Below are 26,247 nucleotides of genomic sequence, written 5' to 3' on the forward strand. Positions count from 1 at the left end.
TGAAGTTAAAACTGTTTTGGATATGTGAGAATTGACACTCCCCACATACCGTTTCACATCAGTTTTGTTTTGCGCATTTGCCCCGTTCATACTCAATAAAATACTTATTGTTTTGCCCGAAATCCGGATCGGAATACGGTCGTGTATGCGGTTACGCACCCGTTTACTATGGCTTCCTGTTTTCGAGCTTCAGGCAAGACGCGATTTACTCAGCTTACACTCAAACAGTTTATTTTTATGTGTGGAATTGTAGCTTATGTTGGTCACCGTCCTTCAGCGGATGTTGTGATCAAAGGATTGCGCCGTCTCGAATACCGAGGTTATGACAGCGCCGGTTTGGCTGTTTATGAAAATGACCGATTGGAAGTTTTCAAGAAAAAAGGTAAGGTAGCCGATTTGGAAGCTCATATCGGTTCCGAAAAGCCGAAGAGCACTATTGGTATTGGCCATACTCGTTGGGCCACGCACGGCGCTCCAACTGACGGTAACGCCCACCCCCATTTCTCTGGCGACGGAAAACTCGTAATGATTCACAACGGAATTATCGAGAACTACGCCGCGCTCAAGAAAGAACTTTCGGGCAAAGGTCACGAGTTTCAGTCCGAAACCGACTCCGAAGTTCTGATTCACTTTATTCAGGATGTGAAAAACAATCTCGATTGTGGTTTGGCCGAGGCCGTTCGAGTGGCCTTGACGAAAGTGGTTGGCGCTTACGCTATCGTGATTATGGATGAAGAGAATCCGGGAACGCTTATCGCGGCGCGGAAAGGTAGCCCATTGGTGATTGGCGTTGGCGAAGGCGAGTATTTCTTGGCTTCTGACGCTACGCCTATCGTTGAGTATACGAACGAGGTCGTGTACTTGAACGATATGGAAATGGCTGTTATCACCCGTGAGAATCTTTCGGTTCGCCATATTGAAGAAGACGAGGAGCAGGAGCCGTATATCCAGACTTTGGATTTGGAACTTGAGGCAATCGAAAAAGGAGGCTTTGAGCATTTTATGCTTAAGGAGATCTATGAGCAGGAACGCTCAATTTTCGATTGTATGAGAGGTCGCCTAAACGCCGAGGCCGGTACATTGACCTTGGGCGGGATCCATCACTATCAGGAGCATTTGATCAATGCCAACCGGATAATCATTGTGGCTTGCGGAACTTCGTGGCACGCTGGTTTGGTGGCGGAATATATGTTTGAGGAGTTCGCTAGAATTCCGGTAGAAGTGGAATACGCTTCGGAATTCCGTTATAGAAATCCGGTAATCAATAAAGGTGATGTGGTAATCGCCATTTCCCAGTCTGGAGAGACCGCCGATACTTTGGCTGCGATGGAGCTTGCGAAGTCGCAGGGAGCTATTGTATTGGGCGTGTGTAACGTGGTTGGTTCATCTATCGCTCGTTTGTCTCACGAAGGCGTTTATACGCACGCTGGCCCTGAGATTGGTGTGGCGAGTACGAAGGCCTTTACAGCGCAGTTGACCGTTTTGGCGATGATCGCTTTGAAGACGGCTTGGCACCGCAAGACGCTTTCGGAGGCCCGTTTCCTCGAATACCTTTGTGAGTTGGAGCGTATTCCGGCAAAAGTAGCCAAGTGCTTTGAGTTGAATGACAAGATTACGGTGATCAGCGAGCTGTTCAAAGATGCCAGAAACTTCCTGTATTTGGGACGCGGATATAACTTCCCGGTAGCTTTGGAAGGAGCGTTGAAGCTTAAAGAGATCTCGTATATCCATGCCGAAGGTTATCCGGCGGCTGAAATGAAGCACGGCCCTATCGCTTTGATCGATGAGGAAATGCCGGTAGTGTTTATCGCTACCCGTGATAGCTCTTATGACAAAGTGGTGTCAAACATTCAGGAGGTAAAAGCCCGTGGCGGACGCGTGATAGTGGTGGTGACCAAAGGCGACGCTTTGATTCCGAAGATGGCCGATTTTGTGGTGGAAGTGCCGAAGACCTGCGACGCTTTCATGCCGATGGTGTCGGTGGTGCCGTTGCAGTTGTTGTCGTACCATATTGCGGTAATGCGTGGTTGTAATGTCGATCAACCTAGGAATTTGGCTAAGTCCGTAACCGTGGAATAATCGATTTTCAAATTTTGGAAATAAGAAAAAAGCGACCTGATGGGGTCGCTTTTTTGTCTTCCTGTCTTTCTGGCCGGTTTTAGATTGGCCTTAGGGGTTATCCGTTACGCAGAACTGCTCCATTTCCTTGAGCGTAATCTTGTCTTCGTAAAGGGCTTTGCCGATGATAACTCCTTTAACGCCGATGTCCGACAGTTTTTTAATATCGTCAGTAGATCTCACACCTCCGCTGGAATAAATGTATATATCGGGAAACTCTTTGAGTATCTTTTTATACATCTCGAAATTTGGACCTTCCAGCAAACCGTCCTTACAAATGTCTGTGGACTTGACATACTTGAGCCCTCGGTCATAAAAGTGCCTGATGTGCTCAATCATATCGATATCGGTTTCTTTTTGCCAACCTCTCGTATATATTTTTCCGTTGGCTGAGTCGGCCGCCAAACATACCCGTTCGCGGCCGTAGCTCATGAGCCATCCTTCAAAAAGCTTTGGCTGAACGATGGCCGCTTGGCCTACGGTAATGGACGAAGCGCCACATTCGAAAGCTTTTGCGGCGGCGCCGTCGGTGAGGATTCCGCCAGCGGAATTGATTTCGAGCGAGGAATATGCCTTGAGAGTCAGAATACTGTTTTCGTTTTTAGGCTCCCCTTCCCTAGCGCCATCCAAATCGACCAAATGGATCTTGTGGATTCCATGGTCTTCGAAGATTTTCCCCAAGTCAATTATACTGTGGTTATAGACTTTGGCTTTTTCATAATCTCCTTGGGTCAGCCTGACGACCTTGCCGTCGAGTACCGAAATTGAAGGGATAATTTCTATCATATGAGTTCTGTTTTGTTGTCTTAGGTTGAGCTTGATTCGCCAGCTTGTGTGCAAAAGGCTTGGCTTCAAGTATTGTGTTCTGCCTTTTGGCGGAAGTGGTTTCTCGCTTACGAATCTGGTTTTTGGCCCGTGGCCCTTTTAGTATGTACGGAAAAAGGCCTCATAAGAGCCGGCCTTCCTGAGCGGAAAAGGAGGCTGGGTAGACGAAACGGCGGAATGCCAGCTTTGAAAACGATGATGGGAATATCGATTTCCGCAGTTACGAAAAATTAAACGAATCTTGACTTGCGTTGCTTCAATATAAGCATTTTAGCTCATTTTATCACTATATAATAGATGTTAGGAGTTTTTTTGGAGAAATGATATTTGTAAGCATTAAGCTGATTTTGCATTCTTGTTTGAATATTTTAAACAAAAACTAGTGCGCTGTGAGTTCTAATTTCGTCAAGTCATTTTAATGTCAGAAGAAAGATGAACATGCGGAATATTACGAAGGCGTTTTTTTTAATGCTTTTGGCTATCTGTCCTACGGCTGTATGGGCTAGTGGTTACCAAGTGTTATTGCAAGGCAATCGGCAAGTGGGGCTCGGGAATATGGGGGTTGGGCTTAGGCCAGACGCCGCTTCCGTATTCTGGAATCCCGGGGGAATGTCTTTTATCAACGGAGGAAGCGTAATGCTGGGAATGAACCTAGTTGATTCTAGAAATGCTTTCTGGGACTCTTCCAACCCTAACAGCAGGTATGCCACGCATACTGACAATCCCTTGTCTACTCCTTTTCACCTTTATGGAGTTTGGAGCCCGGAGGGTGCGAGATGGAAAGCCGGGTTGGGAGTGTATACGCCCTACGGAAGTTCGGTGACATGGGATGACCGTTGGCTTGGTCAAGGGCTGTTGCAGGAAATCGTGTTGCAGTCTTTTTGCTTTCAGCCCACACTTAGTTACAAAATAAGTGATCGGTTCAGTATCGGGGGCGGTGTCGTGATCGCTTTCGGTGACGTGAAGCTGAAGAAAGCACTTCCTATCTATGTGCCTGACGGAACGGCAACGGCTACGATAGAAGACTACAGTAAAGTGTCGTTGGGAGTGAATGTCGGGATGCTTTTCAAAGCCAGCGAAAAGTTATTGCTTGGAGCCAGTTACAGGTCGAATATAGAACTGTCGGTGGAAGATGGCAGTACGGACTTTGATATTCCCGAGTCGTTTGCGCCTTTGCTTTTCGGTCCCGGAGTTGACTACAAAAGTATTACGTTTGACGCAAGCCTTCCCATGCCTGCGGTTACGTCGATAGGAGTGTCTTATCATCCAGATGAAAAGGTGACTGTCGGAGTAGAGGCGAGTTTGACGCACTGGTCCGTTTACGAAGCGTTGCAACTCGACTATTCAAGCCCTGTGGCCGGTGTGCAGAGAAGCCGATCGCCCAGAGAATACGAAAATTCTTGGGCGGTAAAAGTGGGCGCTGCTTACCGCTTTCTTTTCGGTCTTGAGCTTAGGGCCGGGGCTTATTATGACGAGAGTCCCGTAAAGACTGGTTTTCTGACTCCGGAGACGCCCGACCAAGATAGATTTAATTATACAGTTGGGCTTGGGTATGAGGTTTCGGATCATTTTGATATAGATTTCTCGTTTCTCTGGATCCTTGGACAGCGCCGTACTCAAACACGCCTTGACGGAATCAATGCGGGTACTATCATAGCTCCCGATTTGCCTAACGGGATTGCGGGAGAGCAGAATGTCTTGCCCGGCACTTATAAATCTACAGGGTATATCGCCGGCCTTTCACTTACGTATAACTTCTGAATCTGGTCTTATGAAAGCATTTGGTAAGGTATTTATCGCATGTGTGGCTTCATTGGTGACTATGGCCGTTTTAGGAGCTTGCGAAAGAGATATTCAGGATATTCCTTCGGCTTCGGGTGGAGAGGTGGACTTCTCGAAATTTGTAGTTGTTGGGAATTCGCTATCTGCCGGATATCGTAATGGAGGCTTGACCAGACCGTCTCAGATTAATTCGTTTCCGGCGCTTATCGCCCGTCAGCTTAAAAGCTTTGGTGTCGATGAATTTCGTCAGCCTTTGTTGGCCGAAGGACAGACCACGGGCGTTATGGTCTTGAAAGGCTTTAAGAATGGTTCGCCGGTTATTGAGAATATTCCCCCTACTCCCGGCGCCTTCGATAATGTTTCCGACCAAGGCCCTTTTAACAATTTGGGAATTCCCGCCATTAGAGTGGCGGAAATGAGCTTGCCGATCTCCACCGTAAAGACTTGGAATCCGTATGCGGGGCGTCTGTTCCCGCCGGCCGAAGAAGGAAAAACGTATTTGGATTTTGTGGCCGAGAGCGAAGCTACGTTTACGATAATTTGGGAAGGAAACAATGATGTGCTTTTGTACGCCACCTCTGGCGGGGAAGCTGGTGTGAATGGAATCGGGCCTTACCGGATAAATGGGATTACTCCCCTTCCGGAATTTGAAAGGCTTTACGGAGCTTTACTGGACTCTATGGTTAATCGGAATGCCAAGCTGAAAGGTGTGCTGGCCACTATTCCAGAAATATCCCTCCTGCCGTACTTTCAGACTGTTGGTGGATTATTGTCAGCCAACAAGGCTTTGCCTAAAGTGTTGACATCGGAACAGGCTATGTTTATGAATCAGGTTTACGCCATGGCGGGCTATATTCCGGAAGGTGGGGACGATTTGTTTGTGGCTGGAGCGAATTATCCGGCTATAGTTTTGGGTGCGTCAGGCTCGAAATCCGTACGCCGGGTTGTCTTGGACGAGGCCGATTATATGCTGTTGTCTTTTATTCCTGAGATTCCAAAAATAGCGAGCGAGGGTCTGGGCTTTATCAATACTAACGCAACGGAACCGATGGGGCTGTTGCAAAGCAATTGGCCTGCGTATGCGCAGATGTTGGAGCAGAAGAGAACATGGGAAGAGCAACGGACTCAATATCTAGTGGACTTGGAGGCTAAACAGCAACAAGTACAAGCAACTTGGGACGCTTGGGCTTTGGCAAATAAAAGAGCGGAAGACTTTGAAGCGACTGGCGATACGGAAAATGCGGAAGCTCAAAAAGCGTTGGCTGAGCAAAAAAGTAACGAAGCACGAGACTTGGAGGCCGATTTAGGAGCATTGCGGGAGCAGATAGCCGATGTGGAAGTCCAACTCGGAGCCTTGGCTTCGGATATTGATGAGAAAGAAAGCGAGATGAGAGTATGGGCGCAAGCCGTTGCGAATCCGATTCCTACACAATATGTTCTCGATGAGAACGAATACAATCTGGCGGAGCAAGCCAGAGTAGCGTATAATGATTTTATAAAATCCAGAGCCAAAGCTTACGGCTTTGGGTTGATGGATGGGGAAGCGTTGATTCGGGAATTTTATGAAGGAGAAATAGTTGGAGGGATTCCGGCAAATACTAATTATATAACGGGTAACGCAATCTCGCTAGACGGTATTCACCCAACCGAACGTGGTTACGCCATTGTAGCGAACCGTTTTATTGAAGCAATGAATAATGCCGGTTACAGTTTGCACGTGTCGCCGATAAACCCGAATGAGTACCAGGGTGTTGTTGTCGATGAGACGGACTGATTTGTTTGGAGAATAAAAAAGGGTTGCCGATGATCGTTCGTCGGCAACCCTTTGTGTTCTTTATTGAAAAGCCTTAGGCTTCTTTTTGGGCGTAATATATCTCACGGAGGTTTTTGATGATGTCCTCTGACATTCTGTCAAGGTCAAACTCCGGAGTCCAGCCCCAGTCTTTGCGGGCGTGGTCGTCGGCGATGGATTGTGGCCAAGACTCAGCGATGCCCTGACGATGGTCCGGGTTGTGAGTCATTTCCAATTCCGGAACGATCTTCTGGATTGAGGCGAGGATTTCTTCCGGAGTGAAGCTGATAGCCGAGAAGTTGTAGCTAGTCCGTACTTTGATCTTTTCGGCGGGAGCTTCCATCAGTTCGATTGTTCCCCTTACGGCGTCGTCCATATACATCATCGGCAGGGCGGTGCCTTTGGCGAGGAAGCATTCAAACGGCTCGTTGTTTACAGCTTTGTGGTAAATGTCTACCGCATAATCGGTGGTGCCTCCGCCCGGCAAGGCTTTCCAACCGATAAGGCCCGGATAGCGGATGCTTCGTACGTCTACGCCGAACTTGGCGTGGTAATATTCGCAAAGCTTCTCGCCCGCGAGTTTGCTGATCCCGTACATGGTCGTCGGGTTCATGATAGTGTTTTGTGGCGTATCCTGTTTCGGCGAATCAGGACCGAACACTGCGATGGAACTTGGCCAGTACACTTTGTCCAAGTTTCTTTTTCTGGCAATTTCCAACACGTTGACCAAGCCGTTCATGTTGATGTCCCAAGCCATTTGGGGCTTGCTCTCGCCAACCGAAGAAAGTAAAGCCGCAAGGTGGTAGATTTGTGTGATTCCGTGTTTTTCCACGATCTCCTCCAATCTTTCCGCATCGGTTACGTCCAGATATTCGAAAATACCTTCCTTCGCTTTCGGGTGATCTTTCGAAATATCCGATGCTACGACGTTGCTTTCTCCGTATTTTGTTCTGAGTTCATCCGTGATCTCGGAACCTAATTGCCCGAAGGCGCCAGTTATCAAAATCCTATTCATTATCAGGGAGTTGTGTACATTACAATTATACGAAATTTCGCATGAGACGCCAGTCGATTTTTTTCTGCGCTTCACCTGCTTAACGAGCGATCATTTTTCGTATTTTTAAAGCAAAAATATTCTTATGGACTTTGCCGAGTTTTTACGATCAAAGAAGATCGATCCCGATGCGTTTCGTCGGAATGAGGAGAATTTGTACTTGTCTTATGAACGGGAGTACAAAGTGTGCAGTCCGGAGAGCTTTGTTGCCCGTAAATTGTACAACATCAACCCGCTTCGGAGAAAGTATCTTTTTGTTGAGGCCGAAGGGAAGGAAGAAACGAAGGCGAAACCGGCAAGACCCAAAGTCCAAGTAAGACGACCCACAAAACCGAGTGAATAATGTACGAAACATTGAAACCTGAGCTTGAAAAGGAGCTGAAGGCAATTGACGAGGCCGGCTTGTACAAGCGCGAGCGGATTATCGCCAGCCCGCAGGCGGCGGATATTAAGTTGGAAGACGGAAGCGAAGTGATCAACTTCTGCGCTAATAATTACTTGGGGCTTTCGTCGCACCCGGAAGTGATCAAAGCCGCCAAGGCGACTATGGATACGCACGGTTACGGCATGTCTTCGGTACGCTTCATTTGCGGAACCCAGGACATCCACAAGAAATTGGAGCGTCGTATTTCCGAGTTTTTCAAAACCGAAGACACTATCCTTTACGCCGCGGCTTTTGATGCCAATGGCGGTGTGTTCGAGCCTTTGTTGGGCGCCGATAGCGCTATTATCTCGGATCAGCTGAACCACGCTTCGATCATTGACGGCGTGCGTTTGTGCAAAGCCAAAAGATTCCGTTATCTGCACAACGATATGGCGGATCTTGAGAAGCAATTGCAAGCGGCCGTAGAGGCGGACACCACGCACAGAATCATCGTTACGGACTCTGTGTTCTCAATGGACGGCACGATCGCCCAGCTTGACAAAATCTGTGACTTGGCCGACAAGTACAAGGCTTTGGTGATGATTGACGAAAGCCATTCTTCAGGCTTTATGGGCCCGAACGGCCGTGGCGTTCACGAGCTTTTCGGTGTTGAAGACCGTATCGATATCATCACAAGTACGCTTGGCAAAGCCTTGGGCGGAGCTTCTGGCGGATTTACTTCCGGCCGTAAGGAGATCATCGACATGTTGCGCCAGCGTTCGCGCCCTTACTTGTTTTCGAATACTTTGGCTCCGGCTATTGTTGGCGCATCTATCCGGGTGTTGGATATGCTGTCGGAGACTGGCGAGTTGCGTGAGCGCCTTTGGGAAAATACGGAGTTGTTCCGTACGAAGATGACCGAAGCCGGTTTCGATATCAAGCCGGGTACGCATCCTATCGTACCGGTGATGTTGTATGACGCGAAGCTTTCTCAGGAATTCGCAGCCAAAATGTTGGAGCGCGGAATCTACGTGATCGGGTTCTATTATCCGGTAGTACCGCAAGGGCAGGCCAGAATTCGTGTTCAGATCTCAGCGGGCCACAGTACGGAGCATATCGAAAAAGCTATCGCGGCCTTTATCGAAGTAGGGAAAGAGCTTGGCGTGATCAAGTAATCTTTTTGAAATAGAAATAACCGTTTGCCGGATTTGGTGGGCGGGCATAGGAAAAGCCGGGCGTTATTCGTCTGGCTTTTTTGTTTGCATAGAAAAAGGCTCTCCGGGGGATGGAGAGCCTTTGGTAAGTTCGGGTTTGCGTTAGATAGCGCAAGAGTAATGGTAGGGTATGTTTGTTTTTATTCGTCGAATACGATGGTGTAACCCCTCATTCCGTGCTCGTGGCTGTCGAGTCCCACTTTTTCGTGTTCCGGAGATACGCGGATACCGCGGAGAGCGTCCATAACTTTGAAGATGGCGAATGAGGAACCGAAAGCGGCTACAGCGACAACGCCTGTGCCGGTAAGCTGAACGAGAAGCTGGGAAAGTCCGGCTTTGTCGCCCAAGAGGCCTACGGCCAATGTTCCGATAATACCGCCCACCAAGTGTACCGAGATGGCGCCCACGCAGTCGTCAAGTTTCAGCTTGCGGTCGATGAAGATAGCGGCGGCTACAACAGCTACGCCAGCGAATAATCCGATAACGATAGCTTCGTAAGGATTCATCAAGTCGGCTCCGGCTGTGATACCTACGAGTCCGGCCAAGATTCCGTTCAATACCATGCCCAAGTCAAGCTTGTGCAACATGAAAGAAGTGGCTGCGAAGGCTCCGATAGCTCCGGCCGCGGCCGCCAATGATGTAGTAACGAGAACAAGCGAAGTGCTGGCGGGATTAGCCGAGAGTACGCTGCCGCCGTTGAATCCGAACCATCCGAACCAAAGGAGGAACACGCCGATTACTGTCAATGGAACCGAAGCGCCGGCGAAGTCTTTTACTTTTCCTTCGGTGTATTTGCCCATCCGGGGCCCGAGGACGATTACGCCGGCCAATGCGCCCCAACCGCCAACGGCGTGAACGAGCGTGGATCCGGCGAAGTCATAGAATCCCAATTCGGCGAGAAAACCGCCTCCCCAGTGCCATGAACCGATAATCGGATAGATAAAACTCACGTAGATGGCGGTGAATATCATATATGAGGTTAGTTTGATCCTTTCGGCTACAGCGCCCGAAACGATGGTGGCCGTAGTGGCAGCGAACATGGCCTGGAACAAGAAGTCTGTCCAGTAGGTGTAACCCTCGTTATAAGCTAAGTTCAAAGAGCCGTTGCTCTCCGGGGCTTGTAAACCTACGCCAAATCCGAAAATCCCCTCCATAATCCACTCCGAAGGATACATGATCATGAAGCCTACAACCGCATAGCTGAGGATACCAACAGCAGGGGTTATAGTGTTCTTAAATAGGATGTTAACCGTGTTTTTGGCTTGGGTGAAACCCGCTTCCACACAAGCGAATCCGAGGTGCATGACAAAGACCATTGCTATGGCAATCATCATCCAAACATTGTTGATTGTCAGTGCAAGTACTCCTGAGTTTTCTACAATTTCCGAGGCGGTTCCGGCCGCTTCTGTCGGAAGACTGGTTGAGGCTAGACTGAGGGCCATGTGCCCGAGAAAGGAGATGGATTCCATAAGACTTTCAATTTATAACGTATCTAAATAGTTGCTGTGTTGTGCCCCGGTTTCTGCCTTCAGATTGTTGCCGTAACCCGCTGTTTGTGTTCGCTGGGATTTCTCCCGTTTAGGCTTTTTTGAAAAATCACCGTTTTTTGACTGGTAATTTTCAGAGATTACTAATCTGGGCCTTTCCCTCTTGGGGCCGTTTCAAAAGCTTTTCCCCCTCAATTCTACCTTTCCTCGATATCGAACTTTCGAATAATCCAAAAATATTCCTAGTTGCGAAATTGATCCTTTATTATCCTGTTTCACGCCTTTTATCGCCTAAAAGGATTTTAAAGAACCGCAAAAGGCATTTAAATCTGTTTTTATTATTGAAATAGGGTTTTAAAATACCCTAAAATTAATTTATAATCGAATTTAGCGATTGTTTTGGGTTAAAAGCAAGCCTTCGTTATATAAAATTTCCATTTACGTATTACATTGCATGAAAATTTGCTGATAAGGCAAAAAATCAGTATAATATTTTTGAAAATTCAACGAAACAGTCTCTTGTGTAGAATAATTACAATTGGTTGGCTTAAGGGGATGAAGAGATGTTTTATGGATTTGTGACTGGGAAAAAACATAAATAGTAATATTGATGAGAGAAGAATTGACTCGATCGCTGTACACCCCGTCGTTGGAGCATGACGCTTGCGGGATCGGTTTTGTCGCGAACCTGAAAAACAGGCCCTCTTCGCGGACCATCACCGACGCGCTCTTGATGTTGACCAACATGGAGCACAGGGGCGGGTGTGGTTGCGACCCGCAGTCTGGAGACGGAGCGGGGATTTTGTTCCAGTTGCCATACACGTTTTTTGAATCTTACGCCAAAGGGGCGGGTTTTGAATTGCCGGAGCCGGGTAAATACGGTGCCGGAATGATCTTTTTCCCTAGTGACGACGAAGCCCGAAAAGATTGCAAGAAGGTGTTGGAGACCAAAGCCAAGTATTTAGGCTTTGAAGTTTTAGGCTACCGGACGGTACCCACGGACAACTCCTGCTTGGGTGAAGCTCCGCTTGCGTCGGAGCCCGTTATAGAACAGATGTTCGTGTCGCATGCCGGCGCTGAAGACTCTGACGCCTTAGAGCGCAAGCTTTACGTGTTGCGCCAAGCGGCCTCGCATACCATTAATAAGGAATATCAGCACGAAGACTTTTACGTTGCCTCTTTCTCTTGCCGAGTGATAACTTACAAGGGGCAACTTACCACGCACCAAGTACAGCCTTATTATAAGGACTTGTCGAACGAGGCCGTACAGTCGGCTTTCGCTATGGTGCACTCGCGTTTTTCCACTAACACTTTCCCGAAGTGGAAACTCGCCCAGCCTTTCCGTTTTATCGCGCACAATGGAGAGATCAACACTATTCGCGGAAACGTGAACTGGATGAGATCCAACGAGACTTTGTTGGAATCGACGCTGTTCACCCGCGAGGAGATTGAGATGCTCAAGCCGGTTTGCGATCCGGCCAATTCAGATTCGGCCAACCTCGACAGCATGATCGAGCTTTTGATGCTCGGAGGCAGACCTTTGCCGCATGTTATGATGATGTTGGTGCCGGAAGCTTGGCAGGAGCATGAGCAGATGGATCCGGTTCGTAAGGCTTTCTATCAGTTCCATGCCTCGATTATGGAGCCTTGGGACGGCCCGGCCTCGATCTGTTTTACGGACGGAACCCGTGTGGGCGCTACGCTCGACCGTAACGGACTCCGCCCGTCGCGCTACTGCGTAACTGATGACGACCGTGTGATTATGGCTTCCGAAGCCGGAGCATTACCGGTTGATCAGTCAACGATTATCAGCAAAGGCCGTCTCCAGCCCGGACGTATGTTCGTGGTGGATTTGGAGAAAGGCCGTATCGTAAGCGACGAGGAAATCAAGGATGAGATTTGCAACAGCAAACCTTACCACGAGTGGCTCGCCGCCAACGAAGTGCCGCTTCGCGATATTCCGAAACCTCTGAAGCCTACTTATCAGGCCGACGTAGAAAGCCTGTTGGAGCGTCAGCTCGCTTTCGGGTTCACTTCCGAAGACCAGAAGACGATTTTGGGACCGATGGTGGAGCAGGGCAAAGAACCGTTGGGATCTATGGGCGCCGATACGCCTTTGGCCATCCTTTCCCGCAAAAGCCGTCACCTTTCGGATTATTTCAAGCAGTTGTTCGCCCAGGTAAGTAACCCGCCGATTGATCCGTTGCGCGAGCGATTGGTGATGTCGCTGAACACTGGCCTTGGCCCTACATTTAATATACTGTCTGAAACGCCTCAGCACTGTAAGCAAATCGGACTCGACCAGCCAGTGTTGACAAACGTTCAGCTCGACAAGATCCGTTGCGTGAAGCACACCAACTTCCGCACGAAAGTGATCGATATCCTTTTCGACGCCGACGGCAAAGAAGGCCGTATGGAAGAGGCGATTGACGCCATCTGCCAAGCAGCCGACGAAGCGATCGTGAACGAAGGACAAAACATCCTGCTTCTTTCCGATAGAAATATCACCGAAGGAAAAGCTGCGATTCCGTCGTTGTTGGCCGTGGGCGCTATTCACCACCACTTGGTGAATTCCGGAACACGTGTTCGCGTAAGCTTGGTGGTAGAAGCCGGTGACGTTCGCGAAACGCACCACTTCGCTACCCTGATCGGTTACGGAGCCACTGCCGTAAACCCGTATATGGCTTTCGAGACTTTGCACGATATGAGTCGCAAAGGCTTGCTGAGCAAGACTTATACGGAAAAAGAACTCAACAAGAGTTATATCAAGTCCATCGGATTGGGCTTGCTGAAAATATTCTCGAAAATGGGTATCTCGACTTTGCAGTCGTACCACGGAGCCCAGATTTTCGAAGCCTTGGGCGTAAGCTCCAAGGTAGTGGACAAGTGTTTTGCCGGAACGGTAAGCCGTATCGAAGGCTTGGATTTCGACGGAATCGCCAAGGAAGTTTTGGCCCGTCACAATTACGCTTTCAATGACGAAGCCGGCCGTAAGAAGCTGGATACCGGCGGTCTTTACCAATGGAAACGCCGTGGCGAGGCTCATTTGTTCAACCCTGAGACGATTTCGTTGTTGCAACGTTCGACAAGGGAAAACAACTACTCTGTATATAAGGAGTACGCCTCAAAAATCAACGACCAGTCGAAGCGCAATATCACGCTCCGTAGTTTGTTGGATTTCAAGAAAAGGGAATCTATTCCTTTGGAAGAAGTTGAGCCTAAAGAGTCGATCTTCAAAAGATTCGCCACAGGAGCGATGTCTTTCGGGTCGATTTCTTACGAAGCGCACAGCACATTGGCCGTTGCCATGAACCGCATCGGCGGTAAGAGTAACAGTGGCGAAGGTGGCGAAGACGAAGTACGTTTCGAACGCAAGGAAAACGGCGATTGGGAACGCTCGGCCATCAAGCAGGTCGCTTCCGGACGTTTTGGCGTAACCAGCCATTACCTTTCCAACGCGGAGGAACTGCAGATCAAAGTAGCCCAAGGCGCCAAGCCGGGCGAAGGCGGTCAGCTTCCGGGCCACAAAGTGGATGACTGGATCGGACGTGTGCGTAACTCTACTCCGGGCGTGGGACTTATCTCCCCTCCTCCTCACCATGACATCTATTCTATCGAGGACCTGGCCCAGCTGATTTATGATTTGAAAAACGCCAACCGCAAGGCGCGTATCAACGTCAAGCTCGTTTCCGAGGCTGGCGTAGGTACAGTGGCCGCCGGAGTGGCCAAAGCCAAAGCCGACGCCATCCTGATTTCGGGATACGACGGCGGAACGGGCGCTTCTCCCCTTAGCTCGATTATGCACGCTGGCTTGCCGTGGGAACTCGGCTTGGCCGAAGCGCACCAGACATTGGTGAAAAATAAACTGCGTAACCGCATCGTGCTCCAGACCGACGGCCAGATCCGTACAGGACGCGACTTGGCGGTAGCGGCGCTTCTCGGTGCCGAAGAATGGGGCGTATCTACGGCCGCTTTGGTTGTGGAAGGCTGTATCATGATGAGAAAATGTCATCTGAACACTTGCCCGGTGGGTGTTGCCACCCAGCGCAAAGAGCTCCGCAAACTCTTCAGCGGAGATCCGGACCACGTAGTGAACATGTTCTCTTTCTTGGCCGAAGAACTCAGGGAAGTTATGGCCGAGCTCGGTTTCCGCACTGTTGACGAAATGGTGGGCAAAGCCGGTGACGTGCTTAAAGTAACGGACGAGCTTGACCACTGGAAGCTGAAGTCGCTTGATCTCTCCCCTGTTCTTTACAAAGAAGAGTCAGACGAACCTGTATATAACACTGTCGAGCAAGCGCACGACATTTACGAAATCCTCGACCGCAAGATGATCGAGGCCGTACAGCCGGCTTTGGAAAAAGGCGAAGCTGTAAAAGCCTCTTTCGATATCGTCAACACTAACCGCTCGGTTGGTGCGATGCTCTCGAACGAAGTGTCGAAAGCTTTCGGTTCGGCCGGATTGCCGGACGGGACTATCAAGCTCGATATTAAAGGATCGGCCGGTCAGAGTTTCGGGGTGTTCGGAGCCAAAGGAATCGAAATCGACCTTGAGGGCGAAGCGAACGACTACTTTGCGAAAGGCCTCTCGGGAGCCCGCATAATTGTCCGTCCGGACGATTCGTCGATGTTCCGCGCCCGCGAGAATATAATCGTAGGTAACGTAGCCCTTTACGGAGCCACTTCCGGCGAAGTGTTTATCCGTGGACGTGCCGGCGAGCGTTTCTGCGTGCGTAACTCAGGAGCCACGGCGGTAGTTGAGGGCGTGGGCGACCACGGTTGCGAGTACATGACCGGCGGAACGGCCGTAGTGCTTGGCGCTACGGGCAGAAACTTTGCTGCGGGTATGAGCGGCGGCGTGGCTTACGTGTACGACAAGGAGAACAAGCTGGCCGAGAACTGCAACATGGAGCTCGTGAACTTCGACCCGATGGAGGACGAGGATATCGAACGGGTAAATGACTTGATCACCCACCACGCCCAGTTGACTGGCAGCGGAACGGCCAAGCGCATTATCCGTCAGTGGGAAATGGCCTTGCCTTACTTCAAGAAGGTAATGCCGACCGACTACAAGGCGGTCTTGCTCAAGCGCAAGGCGGCTCTTCAGGAAAAACCGCAAGGGGAAGAAGCGGTCGCCTGATATGGCAAACGCGACGGGCCGGCCGACAAACACCGGCGCGTCGTATAATCTTCCGGTTTTGATTTTGGAACAGAAAAAGGAATTGAATCATGGGAAAGCCGACGGGATTCTTAGAATTTGATCGTCAGTTGCCAGGCAAGGTTGATCCGCTCACCCGAGTGCAGAATTATAAAGAGTTTTATCTCGAATTTTCAGACGAGAACATTAATAATCAGGCAGCCCGCTGTATGGACTGCGGTGTGCCGTTTTGCCATAGCGGCTGTCCTCTGGGAAATATTATCCCGGAATTTAACGAGGCCGTTTATCAGAAAAACTGGGAAGAGGCCGCGGAGATTTTGCTCTCCACAAACAACTTCCCCGAATTTACCGGACGTATTTGCCCGGCTCCTTGCGAGTCGGCCTGCGTGTTGGGAATTAACCAGCCTCCGGTAACAATCGAGAATATCGAGAAAACGATTATCGAGAAAGCCTTTTCGAACGGATTGGTGACTCCTCAGCCTCCGAAAAGCCGGACCGGGAAAAAAGTGGCCGTTGTAGGCTCTGGCCCTGCGGGACTCGCCGCGGCCGCGCAGCTCAACAAAGCCGGTCATTCGGTGACGGTATTCGAACGTGACGACCGCGTAGGCGGATTGTTGCGCTACGGTATTCCGGATTTCAAACTCGGAAAATGGGTAATCGATCGCCGTACGAAGGTGATGGAAGAGGAAGGCATCGTGTTCAAAACCAGCGTAAACGTTGGTGTTGACTTCACTGTAGAGCAACTCCACGACGAATTTGACGCCGTGGCGCTTTGCGGAGGATCCACTATTCCGCGTGACTTGCCGATTCCGGGCCGTGAGGCCGAAGGAATTCATTTTGCGATGGACTTCCTTAAGCAACAGAATAAGAAGGTGGCGGGTGACGATGTGCCGGACCAAATCCGGGCAACGGAGAAGCACGTAATCGTAATCGGTGGTGGCGATACTGGCGCCGACTGTGTGGGAACGTCAAACCGCCACGGCGCGACGACTATCACGCAATTGGAGCTTATGCCGAAGCCTCCGGCCCAGAGAGCCGAATCAACTCCTTGGCCGATGTGGCCGATGATGTTGCGGACCTCCACTTCGCATGAGGAAGGTTGCGACCGTAAGTGGGCTGTTTTGACCAAGGAATTTACCAAAGGTGAAAACGGCGAGGTTACGGGTCTCAAGATTGCCGAAGTCCGCTGGGATACGCCAAAAGACGGCGGGCGCCCGACATTCGTGGAGGTGGAAGGCACGGAAAAAGTACTGAAGTGCGATTTGGCTTTGTTGGCCATCGGTTTCGTGCATCCTCAGAAAGAAGGCTTGGTGGAAGATCTTGGCGTAAGCCTTGACGGCCGTGGAAATGTAGCCACCGCCACTAGCTCTTACCAGACCGACGTTCCCGGTGTTTTCGCCGCCGGCGATATGCGCCGTGGCCAGTCTTTGGTCGTTTGGGCGATGTCCGAAGGCCGGGAATGCGCCAAGGAAATGGACGAGTACCTGACTGGCAAAGAGTCGGTGCTTGAGCAGAAAAACGAATCAGTTATCGCTGTATAATAAATAGCTGAATCCCGGGCCTTTGGGTCCGGGTTTAAAGAAAACCTTATTCATCAGGTGTTTAGGTACGTTCGCTAAGGCGGGGAGAGGTCCCCGCCTTTCTTTTTGCCCAAAAAATCGAGGGCATAAAAAAAACGGAAAAGCTGTCGGGCTAATCCGTTTTCGAAAGAAGTAAAGACGGTGAGATTATGCTGTAGGAGAAGGATTCGAACCTCCACGGAGCGGTTAGTCGCCGAAACGATTTGTCCCTTACCTCCACCCCCGAGACAGGAGGGCACGTCTGCCAATTTCGTCACCCTACAGTGTTTTCGTTTTTTATAAACGAAAGTTCCGTGTAAGAAAATAGCTGTAGGAGAAGGATTCGAACCTCCACGGAGCGGTTAGTCGCCGAAGCGATTTATCCCTTACCTCCACCCCCGAGACAGGAGGGTACGTCTGCCAATTTCGTCACCCTACAGTATGGCTAAAATAGATGCGGCAAATCGTTCTTTTGCCGGAATATGGCTGTAGGAGAAGGATTCGAACCTCCACGGAGCGGTTAGTCGCCGAAGCGATTTGTCCCTTACCTCCACCCCCGAGACAGGAGGGTACGTCTGCCAATTTCGTCACCCTACAGTGTTTTCCAGAAGAAATCCGAATTCGTTAATCCTTCTTTGTTTCTGTTAATACAAATGTAAAGAAATGATTTTTTTATTAAAAATATCGCAATAAAAATTTATAATTTTTACGACTAGGTCATTAAAGGTGGGCTTTTGATGTGACGGTCATAATTGAGGTCGGTTCGGTGCTTGATATGTTGAGAAAATAAAAATATTGCACCAAGGAGTATTCATTTTTTACGTATGTTGGAACTAATTGTATGTAACAAAGAAAGGGAGCCTTTTGCTCCCTTTCAACCTCAAACAAACATACATTAATTAACCAATTGTTCACCCTTATAGGTTGTTCAGGCCTATAAGTTATCTTTAATGCTTTTGATTCTATCTTATGGTGCGTGGCTTGGCCACGCATCAATTTTTTTCTTTCGGATATACGGCCTTTGTTTCCTGTCCGTATTTGTCCGGTTATCGAAAATTTTGTCCTATTTTGGACATGTTATAGTCTGTCTTTATTTTCTTCAATAGTTGTGCCAATAATACAAGTTGTTGTTTTTGAGGGTGTTGTGTTTTTTTAAGTCAGTATTGTGTGCGGTTTTCGGACACCCGAATGACCATTAATGTACAATGCCGATTTTGCCCGAAATTATCATAAGGAATTTCTTCCGATCGCATAACATTGGTTTCCGAAAGCGTATATTTGCAAATCATTCCTTATCTAAAATTCACGATCATGATTCAAGTGAGCCAGGAAATTATTGACAAGGTTGCCAGCGAGCTGAGCGGCAAAAGTGAGGCGCAAGCCGAGCAAATTATGCAGGCTTTCAGCCAAGAACAGCCGTTTGTGCTGGGATATGGCTTCCTGATGGAGGAGCGGTTGGAAAATCCCGGTGACTTTGAATTGTTGGTGTTTGTGCTGACGCTGATTTGGGCTTGCTTCAAGGAGCTGAGTCCCGAGTTGCAACCCGTAACGGACGACGTGTTGGCCGACGCCGCTGAGGTGCATATGAACGAGAGTCAGGCTACGGAGGATTTGGCTGGTAAGACTGACGAGGAAATCGCCAAGATGATGCATGACCGCATCTCGAAAGAGAATCAGGCGCCGTTGTTGGAGTTCCTTTCGGGCTTTGTTTACAATTCGACTTTCGGTCAGGACAATTTGATGGCCCAAGGGGTCATCCTCTCCGTGGGCACTATAGCCGTGAAGGCTTTTGACAAATCCGTTAACGGATAACCAGAATAGACTCGCTCCGGAGCGGAGCGCCGCGGAAGGGACCTTTGTTCAGGTCCGTTTGCGGTTTACATATTATAAATGAGTTTTCTAATGGAACTGAACAACAACGTTTACACGATCCAGGGCTTGAAGCTTACGGATATCGCCGAGCAGTTCGGCACCCCCGTTTACGTGTATGACGCGGACAAGATTGCCGGACAAGTACAAAAGCTTAAGGACGGCTTCAAGGGCCTGAACGTTAAGCTGAAGTACGCTGCCAAGGCCTTGACGAACCTTTCCATCCTGAAACTCATACGAAAACAGGGCTGCGGCCTGGACGTGGTTTCGATTCAGGAAGCGCATCTGGGTATTAGAGCCGGTTTCAAGCCTTCCGAAATCCTGTTTACACCAAATTCGGTGGCGTTTTCCGAAATCAGGGAAGCCGTAGAACTGGGATTGCAGATCAATATCGACAATATTTCGATTTTGGAGCAGTTCGGGAACGAGTACGGGGGAACGAAGTCTTGCTGTATCCGTCTGAATCCGCACATTATGGCGGGCGGTAACAACAAGATTTCTACCGGGCATATTGACTCGAAATTTGGAATTTCGGTTTACCAGATGCGCCATATCGAGCGAATCGTTAAGGCGTGTAACATGCGCATTAACGGCCTGCACGTACACACTGGTTCAGATATTCTGGATCCGGAAGTGTTCTTGCGCGGCGCTGAGATTATTTTCGAATCGGCTACTCATTTCCCTGATCTTGAGTTTATCGATTTCGGTAGCGGCTTCAAGGTAGCCTATAAGGACGACGACATTACGACCGACCTTCAAGAGCTGGGCAAGAAGTTGGGTTCTGCTTTTAAGGCGTTCTGCAAGGAATACGGGCGTAAGCTGGAGCTTTGGTTTGAGCCGGGCAAATTTATCGTAAGCGAGTCCGGGTATTTCTTGGTAAGGGCGAATACGCTCAAAACTACGCCGGCTACCGTATTTGTTGGAGTGGATTCGGGGCAAAACCACCTTATCCGCCCAATGATGTACGGTGCCCACCACGAAATCGTAAACGTGTCGAATACTTCGGGAACCAAGCGCGTGTATACCATAGTGGGGTATATTTGCGAAACGGATACGTTTGGTTGGGACAGGCAAATGCACGAAGTGCGCGAAGGCGATATTTTGGCTATTAAGAACGCCGGAGCGTATGGCTTCAGCATGGCTTCGAACTACAACTCGCGTTTGCGTCCGGCCGAGGTAATGGTATACAAAGGCGAGGCTAAGCTTATCCGCCAGCGTGAAACCCTTGACGATCTTTTGAGAAACCAAGTGGAAATCGAACTGTAGAAAGTTCGGTTTTAAGAATAAAAAACGGCCGTCGGATGAATTTCCGGTGGCCGTTTTTCTATTTAAAAAAGAGATTCCATTTTTCTTCCAGATTCCGGGCGATATGGTAGGCCAAGAACGGTGGCACGGCGTTTCCGATTACTTTGTACCCTTGCGATGGGCTGAGGTCCCACCTTTTGCGTGTTTTTCCCGTTGCTGGTATTACGAATTCGAAATCGTCGGGGAAGGTTTGAATCCTTGCGCATTCGCGGAGGGAAAGTCGGCGTTGCGGTTTTCCGGCCTGGAGTTCTTTAATGTTTTTTCCGCCATTATGAGCATTCAATCTCCGGAATTCGATATTTCCGTGATGCTCGGCTCTAATGGTGGGACTTATTCCGTTTAGACTTATTTCCCCTTGTCCTTGGCAGTGTTTGCCCATAAATTTCGCTTTGGAATAATGTCGGTGCGAAAGGTCGGTTACACCGTCCGGTTCCGGCAAATCGCTCAGGATGTCGGAAAGTTTGGTTTCGGAAAGTTCTTCGGGGACATCTTTCTTCACTGGTTTGGTGTGAGTGGCTTTTGGGTAAGGGTCGAACTCTTTCGGAATGTCTTCCATAGACAAGGCCTCCAAAGCCTCGGGAGTGAGAGCCGACCTTTTGAAGCCGATAAAGATAACGCGTTCGCGGTTCTGTGGGATACCAAATTTCCAAGCGGCCAAAACTTGTGGAGATACGACTAGATAACCGTCGTTTGAAGTGGCGGAGAAATCTTTTTGTATAATGTCCTTAACATCCCCAAGGTTTACCAGCCCTTTTACGTTCTCTGCCACAAACACTTTTGGCTGACAGATCTCGATCACCTCTTTCATCCAGCAGTACAGTTGTCCGCGGGTTTCGATAGAGGGAATGTCCTCGTCTCCGATGATTTTTCCAGTATGGTCTTTATGGGAATTCAGCCCGTTCCTTTTGCCCGATAAGCTGAAATCTTGGCAAGGGAATCCGCCCGTTACTACGTCTACATTTTTAGGCAGGATATTTTCGCCCGCTTTATGACGCTTTACAATATCGACTACGCTTTCGAGCCTGAATGTTGTGGGGGAATAGCCGAATGACTTTTTGAAAAAATGAGTCCAAGCGGTTTGTGCGTCAGGGTTAATGTCGTTAGCGAAGACGGTTTCGAACCGATTTTTTTTCAGGAGAACTTGTTCTGAATCGGTGGGGCCTTCAATCCAACCGAAATTGGCTATGGGATTTAGGTTTGCCTTGTGTACGGAAAATCCTCCTTCGAAGCCCAGGTCCATTCCGCCGCATCCGGAAAACAGAGACAATACCTTTTTTGTCGGTTGGTTCATTTATGTTATACCGAAAATTATTGAATTTGAATAGTTGGCAAAACGCTTTCGGGTATGTCCGGTTCTGTGATAAAGACAAATGTTTATGCAACACAAAACAAGTACGGACAGGTCGGAGCCGTTTCCGCAAAATTACAAGAATCCCGGATATTCCAACACTTTACTTTTTACGCTCGCAGGTATTTTGCTGGTGGGAGCCTTGGTGGCCGGGGCGGTGTTGTTTGGGCAAGGCCGGAGCGGAAAAAGAAAAAACCCTCCAAGGTGATCGCCTTCAGAGGGTTTTCGAATGCGGTTTTACCCTTTGTCCGAATTAGTATTCAGGGTTAAGGAACAAGGCCTCGTTAAGGGTTTTCAGCGCTTTTTGCTTATAGTTCGTGTCTATAAGTACCGATACGTTGTAGTCGCTTCCGCCATAAGAGATCATACGGATCGGGTAATCCTTGAGCGAATCCACGATGCGGGCGGCTACGGCCTGGTAGCGACCTTTGAAGTTGCCCACGGCGCAAATAATAGTCTGGCCTTGGTCAACCTGTACTTTTCCGTAAACGGCCAACTCGCGCACGATTTCGGTAAGTTGCGAGTCATCGTCGATGGTCAATGATACGGCCACTTCCGAAGTTGTGATCATATCGATTGGCGTACGGTGTTTTTCGAATACCTCAAACACTTTTCTGAGGAAACCGTAAGCCATCACCATACGGCTGGATTTGATCTTGATGGCGGTGATACCGTCTTTGGCCGCGATAGACTTGATGCCGCAAGAATATTCGGTCTCGCTGATGTAAGTGCCGTCAGCGTCCGGGTCCAACGTGTTTTTCAGACGTACGGGGATGTTGTACTTCTGGGCCGGAATGATTGAGGTCGGATGAAGGATCTTCGCACCGAAGTAAGCGAGCTCCGAGGCCTCGTGGAACGACAACTCGGCTACGGGGAAGGTATTTTCCACGAAGCGCGGGTCGTTGTTGTGCATCCCGTCAATGTCTGTCCAGATCTGGCACTCTTCGGCATTGATTCCCGCCGCTATCAATGAGGCCGAATAATCACTGCCACCGCGCTGAAGGTTGTCGATTTCGCCTTCGTGGTTTCGGCAGATGAAACCTTGGGTCACGAATACCTGAACGTCGTCATTCTCGTCGAGGATCGGCTGGAGACGCTCGGTAGTGAATTCGATAACAGGCTCCTTGTCCTCGTTGATGAGCATATAGTCCAAAGCCGGCAAAAGGTGAGCTTTGGCTCCCTGCTCTTTGAGGTATACGGTGAACATCTTGGTGGACATCAACTCGCCCTGCGCCAAGAGTTCGTTATTGAGCCTGTTGTTGAAGAACGATCCGACTAAGCTTCTGATGAACTTGAAGTGCTCGTCGATGATCGACTTGATCTCGGTTTTATAGGCTTCTTCGGTCACCAGATTTTCAGGGAAAACCTGATAACTTTGATATAATTCTTCGATATGCTTTTTCGCCTCTTCATTTTCCGATGCGAAAAGAGCCTCCCCAATGGCCACCAATGAATTGGTAGTGCCCGAAACGGCGGAAAGTACGACGATTTTTTTCTCGGAATCGCGAGTGACGAGCGTGGCTACGTTGTGCATGCGTTCCGGTGATCCCACCGATGTGCCTCCGAATTTTAGAACTTTCATGTTTGCAAACTTAACTAGTGTAGATAATTCCGGTACAGGCAGGTGTTTCAGGTACGTTCGTTCAATCTGCCATGGTCCGGTATCGCTCCGGTTTGGCGTTCGCTTCCTTACCGTAGCGGGGGATTTAGTATCCCAGCATCTTGACGGCGGTAATGGCCGCTTCGTCTCCCTTGTTGCCGTGCTTGCCTCCTGCCCTGTCCAGCGCTTGTTGCTGGTTGTCGGGAGTCAGTACGCCGAAGATTACTGGCTTGTTGTATTTGAGCGATACGTTGGTGATTCCGTCTGCTACGGCTTGGCAGATGAAATCGAAATGGCGTGTTTCGCCCTGGATTACGCAGCCGAGGCAGATTACGGCGTCAATTTCATCGACTTGGGCCGCCCACTGCGCCCCGATTGACAATTCGAAACTGCCGGGTACGTCTTTGCGGATTATGTTTTCTTGTTTGGCCCCGTGCTTGAGCAATGTTTCCATCGCTCCGTTGAAGAGGGCTTCGGTGATTTCCTCGTTCCATTCGGACACGACGATAGCGAATCTTTTGTCCGACATGTCGGTGACATTCTTTGCGGAAAATTCGCTCAGGTTCTTTTGTGCGCTTGCCATATTTGCCTTTACGGTGTGCCCTTTTGGGGCGGTTTCTATTTCTTTTCGGATAAGCCGGCGATGAAAAAAGACACTTTGGGGCACAGCCCATTGTCTTGTTTCTACAAAATTTGTCAGCTTTCCTGTTTTCTTAAACACAAAAAAAGGGATGAAGCCTTTGGCCTCATCCCTTTTCTACGCTATAAAGTTAGCGTTACCGGTATTTATTTTCCGGCTGAGGCCTGAAGTCTGGCCAGCTGTTTTCGAGCGTCGTTGTACTCGCTTGATTTCTTGTATTTGTTGATAATGGTCTTGTACGCCTGCTCTGCTTTAGCGGTTTCGCCAGCGGTTTCGTAAGCCAAGGCGGCTTTTACGAGGTAAGCGGGAGTGAAAGACTCGTTAGGCTTGTAGTTGGCGGCCTTCTCGTAGTAAGAGGCGGCTTCCTTATAATTTCCTAGTTCCAGATAAGCGTCACCGGTTACGGCGTAGGCGCGTCCTTGGAGGATAAGCTCGCTAGAGCTGAATTGCTTAAGGTTTTCGATGGCTTTTTCGTAATCGCCTTCTTTCAGGTAAGAGATACCGGCGTAGTAGTGCGCCATGTTACCGACTTTTGTCGATCCGTAATCCTTGATCACGTCGAGGAATCCGGCGTGGTTTCCGTCGCCGTTCAGGGCTTCGTTGAATTTGCCGTTTTCGAAATAGAAAATGGCATGGAAGATTTCTTCCTGAGCTTTCGCCTCACGGCTAGTAGAGAACGTTTGCCATCCGAAAGTGCCGGCTACGGCCAGCATAATAAGGGCTACGGCCCCCATCAGAACCCACTTGTTTTTCTCGTAAAACTTGGTTCCTTCTTCATGGAGCGCGTCGGCGCTTTCAAAAATCTCGTTTCCTTTATGCTCTTGATTTTTTTTATCGTTCTTCGACATCGCTATAAATTTCTGTCTTCTCACTTAGCTCGGTCCGCAATAATAAGGTTTTTTCGGGAGAAACCCATTAAAAATAAAGGGACATTGTGAGCCCAAAGGCGTGGTGGTCATAAAAAAAGAGCGAAAACCCGGTCTTGGAGTGTGACCGGGTTTTCGCTTTTCCGTTTTTCGGAATTAATCTTGCATGATTTCGTAGTCCTCGGCGTATACGTTTTGGAGGGCCTGATCAGCGGTAGGGAACGGCGACTCCTCGGCGAATTTAACGCATTCGAGTACTTCTGCTTTTATTTTTTTGTCAAGCTCCTTGAGCTCTTCCTCAGTGGCCCAGCCTTCGTTGAGCAAAATGTTTTTCACATGCTCCACTGGGTCTTTGGCGCGGTACTCGGCCACTTCCTCTTTTGTACGGTACTTGGCCGGGTCAGACATCGAGTGGCCTTTGTAGCGGTAAGTGCGGAATTCCAACAGGCTTGGACCTTCGCCGGCGCGGGCGCGCTTGGCGGCTCTTTCCACTGCTCCGTGAACTTCTTCAGGAAGCATGGCGTCCACAGACTCGTTAGGCATGTCGTAAGCTTCGCCGAGTTGCGAAAGGTTAGTCATATTGGAAGTACGCGACACTGAAGTACCCATGGCGTATCCGTTGTTCTCGATAACGAAGATTACCGGGATTTTCATGGTCATGGCCATGTTCAGCGCTTCGTGGAAAGCGCCTTGGCGTACGGCTCCGTCACCCATATAAGTGACGCAGAGGTTGTCGTTGCCTTTGTACATGTCGGCGAAAGCGATACCCGCTCCCAAAGGAACCTGTCCGCCTACGATGCCGTGTCCGCCGTAGAAATGGTTCTCTTTGTCGAACATGTGCATCGAACCGCCATTACCTTTAGAAATACCGGTGGCCTTGCCGTAAAGCTCCGCCATGATTTTCTTAGGGTCTGAACCCAACGCCAACGGGTGGGCGTGGTCACGGTAGGCAGTGATATATTTGTCGCCGCGCTTCAGGGCCGAAACCGCTCCGGCCACGCAAGCTTCCTGTCCAATATATAGGTGACAAAACCCGCGGATTTTCTGCTGGCCGTATAGCTGGCCGCATTTTTCCTCGAATCTTCTCATCAACAGCATTTGCTCGTACCAAGTCGAGTAAGTCTCTTTCGAGAACTTTTCGTTCGCTTTAGCGGTCGCGTTGGATTGGTCCTTTGCGCTAGCCATAATCTATTTGTTTTTAGTTTATAGTGTTGATTCGTAACGTGGTTGAGCAATAAAGCCCTAACTTGTTATTTTTGCGAAAAT

Annotated in this window: 17 protein-coding genes and 1 tRNA gene; 9 read left to right on the forward strand and 9 right to left on the reverse strand. The window is 49.3% G+C overall.

Features of this window, described 5'->3' with window-relative positions:
• Nucleotides 1-237 precede the first annotated feature (237 nt).
• A complete protein-coding gene (glmS, locus tag AABK39_RS00560) occupies nt 238-2,079 on the forward strand; it encodes a glutamine--fructose-6-phosphate transaminase (isomerizing) (protein ID WP_338392995.1) in 1,842 nt (613 codons plus the stop codon).
• A gap of 90 nt (nt 2,080-2,169) precedes the next feature.
• On the opposite strand, the gene AABK39_RS00565 is transcribed toward glmS, so the two are convergent.
• Entirely contained in the window at nt 2,170-2,904 is a 735-nt protein-coding gene (locus tag AABK39_RS00565) for a 1-(5-phosphoribosyl)-5-[(5-phosphoribosylamino)methylideneamino]imidazole-4-carboxamide isomerase (protein ID WP_338392996.1), read from the reverse strand.
• Nucleotides 2,905-3,381: 477 nt separating this feature from the next.
• Between AABK39_RS00565 and AABK39_RS00570 the strand changes: the two genes are divergently transcribed.
• Both AABK39_RS00570 and AABK39_RS00575 read left to right on the forward strand, forming a co-directional pair.
• Nucleotides 3,382-4,704, forward strand: a complete 1,323-nt coding sequence (locus tag AABK39_RS00570) for an OmpP1/FadL family transporter (protein WP_338392997.1) — start codon at nt 3,382-3,384, stop codon at nt 4,702-4,704.
• A 10-nt stretch (nt 4,705-4,714) separates the two neighbouring features.
• On the forward strand, nt 4,715-6,499 hold the full coding sequence (locus AABK39_RS00575) for a hypothetical protein (protein WP_338392998.1): 1,785 nt from the start codon (nt 4,715-4,717) through the stop codon (nt 6,497-6,499).
• Between the two features lie 73 nt (nt 6,500-6,572).
• Here AABK39_RS00575 and AABK39_RS00580 read toward each other — a convergent pair whose 3' ends face one another.
• The gene (locus AABK39_RS00580) at nt 6,573-7,532 is read right to left on the reverse strand and encodes an NAD-dependent epimerase/dehydratase family protein (RefSeq protein WP_338392999.1); all 960 of its coding nucleotides are present in this window, start codon (nt 7,530-7,532) and stop codon (nt 6,573-6,575) included.
• Nucleotides 7,533-7,913: 381 nt separating this feature from the next.
• On the opposite strand from AABK39_RS00580, the gene kbl reads away from it, so the two are divergent.
• Nucleotides 7,914-9,110, forward strand: coding sequence for a glycine C-acetyltransferase (gene kbl, locus AABK39_RS00585; protein ID WP_338393000.1), 1,197 nt, complete (start codon nt 7,914-7,916; stop codon nt 9,108-9,110).
• Nucleotides 9,111-9,289: 179 nt separating this feature from the next.
• Here the strand turns inward: kbl and AABK39_RS00590 are convergent, their stop codons facing one another.
• Nucleotides 9,290-10,618, reverse strand: coding sequence for an ammonium transporter (locus tag AABK39_RS00590; RefSeq protein ID WP_338393001.1), 1,329 nt, complete (start codon nt 10,616-10,618; stop codon nt 9,290-9,292).
• 628 nt (nt 10,619-11,246) lie between these two features.
• Here AABK39_RS00590 and gltB point away from each other — a divergent pair.
• Nucleotides 11,247-15,776 carry a glutamate synthase large subunit gene (gene gltB / locus AABK39_RS00595; protein WP_338393002.1) on the forward strand — a complete coding sequence of 1,510 codons (4,530 nt, stop codon included), beginning with the start codon at nt 11,247-11,249 and terminating at the stop codon, nt 15,774-15,776.
• Nucleotides 15,777-15,865: 89 nt separating this feature from the next.
• Nucleotides 15,866-17,335 (forward strand): glutamate synthase subunit beta, encoded by a 1,470-nt coding sequence (locus AABK39_RS00600; protein ID WP_338393003.1) that lies wholly within the window; start codon nt 15,866-15,868, stop codon nt 17,333-17,335.
• 501 nt (nt 17,336-17,836) lie between these two features.
• On the opposite strand, the gene AABK39_RS00605 is transcribed toward AABK39_RS00600, so the two are convergent.
• A tRNA-Asp gene (locus AABK39_RS00605) sits at nt 17,837-17,950 on the reverse strand.
• A gap of 714 nt (nt 17,951-18,664) precedes the next feature.
• On the opposite strand from AABK39_RS00605, the gene AABK39_RS00610 reads away from it, so the two are divergent.
• Together AABK39_RS00610 and lysA are read left to right on the forward strand one after the other, a co-directional pair.
• Complete coding sequence (locus AABK39_RS00610) at nt 18,665-19,165, forward strand: hypothetical protein (RefSeq protein ID WP_338393004.1); 501 nt, start codon at nt 18,665-18,667, stop codon at nt 19,163-19,165.
• Between the two features lie 90 nt (nt 19,166-19,255).
• Nucleotides 19,256-20,488, forward strand: coding sequence for a diaminopimelate decarboxylase (gene lysA, locus AABK39_RS00615; protein WP_338393005.1), 1,233 nt, complete (start codon nt 19,256-19,258; stop codon nt 20,486-20,488).
• Nucleotides 20,489-20,546: 58 nt separating this feature from the next.
• Here the strand turns inward: lysA and AABK39_RS00620 are convergent, their stop codons facing one another.
• Nucleotides 20,547-21,818 (reverse strand): DNA cytosine methyltransferase, encoded by a 1,272-nt coding sequence (locus AABK39_RS00620; protein WP_338393006.1) that lies wholly within the window; start codon nt 21,816-21,818, stop codon nt 20,547-20,549.
• 85 nt (nt 21,819-21,903) lie between these two features.
• On the opposite strand from AABK39_RS00620, the gene AABK39_RS00625 reads away from it, so the two are divergent.
• The gene (locus AABK39_RS00625) at nt 21,904-22,083 is read left to right on the forward strand and encodes a hypothetical protein (protein WP_338393007.1); all 180 of its coding nucleotides are present in this window, start codon (nt 21,904-21,906) and stop codon (nt 22,081-22,083) included.
• 45 nt (nt 22,084-22,128) lie between these two features.
• On the opposite strand, the gene AABK39_RS00630 is transcribed toward AABK39_RS00625, so the two are convergent.
• The 4 genes from AABK39_RS00630 to pdhA form a co-directional block, all read right to left on the reverse strand.
• A complete protein-coding gene (locus tag AABK39_RS00630; RefSeq protein ID WP_338393008.1) occupies nt 22,129-23,457 on the reverse strand; it encodes an aspartate kinase in 1,329 nt (442 codons plus the stop codon).
• Between the two features lie 124 nt (nt 23,458-23,581).
• Entirely contained in the window at nt 23,582-24,058 is a 477-nt protein-coding gene (ribH, locus tag AABK39_RS00635; protein WP_338393009.1) for a 6,7-dimethyl-8-ribityllumazine synthase, read from the reverse strand.
• A 203-nt stretch (nt 24,059-24,261) separates the two neighbouring features.
• A complete protein-coding gene (locus tag AABK39_RS00640; RefSeq protein WP_338393010.1) occupies nt 24,262-24,963 on the reverse strand; it encodes a tetratricopeptide repeat protein in 702 nt (233 codons plus the stop codon).
• Between the two features lie 174 nt (nt 24,964-25,137).
• Entirely contained in the window at nt 25,138-26,166 is a 1,029-nt protein-coding gene (gene pdhA / locus AABK39_RS00645; protein WP_338393011.1) for a pyruvate dehydrogenase (acetyl-transferring) E1 component subunit alpha, read from the reverse strand.
• Nucleotides 26,167-26,247 lie beyond the last annotated feature (81 nt).

The organism is Fulvitalea axinellae, from assembly GCF_036492835.1.
Classification (GTDB): Bacteria; Bacteroidota; Bacteroidia; order Cytophagales; family Cyclobacteriaceae; genus Fulvitalea; species Fulvitalea axinellae.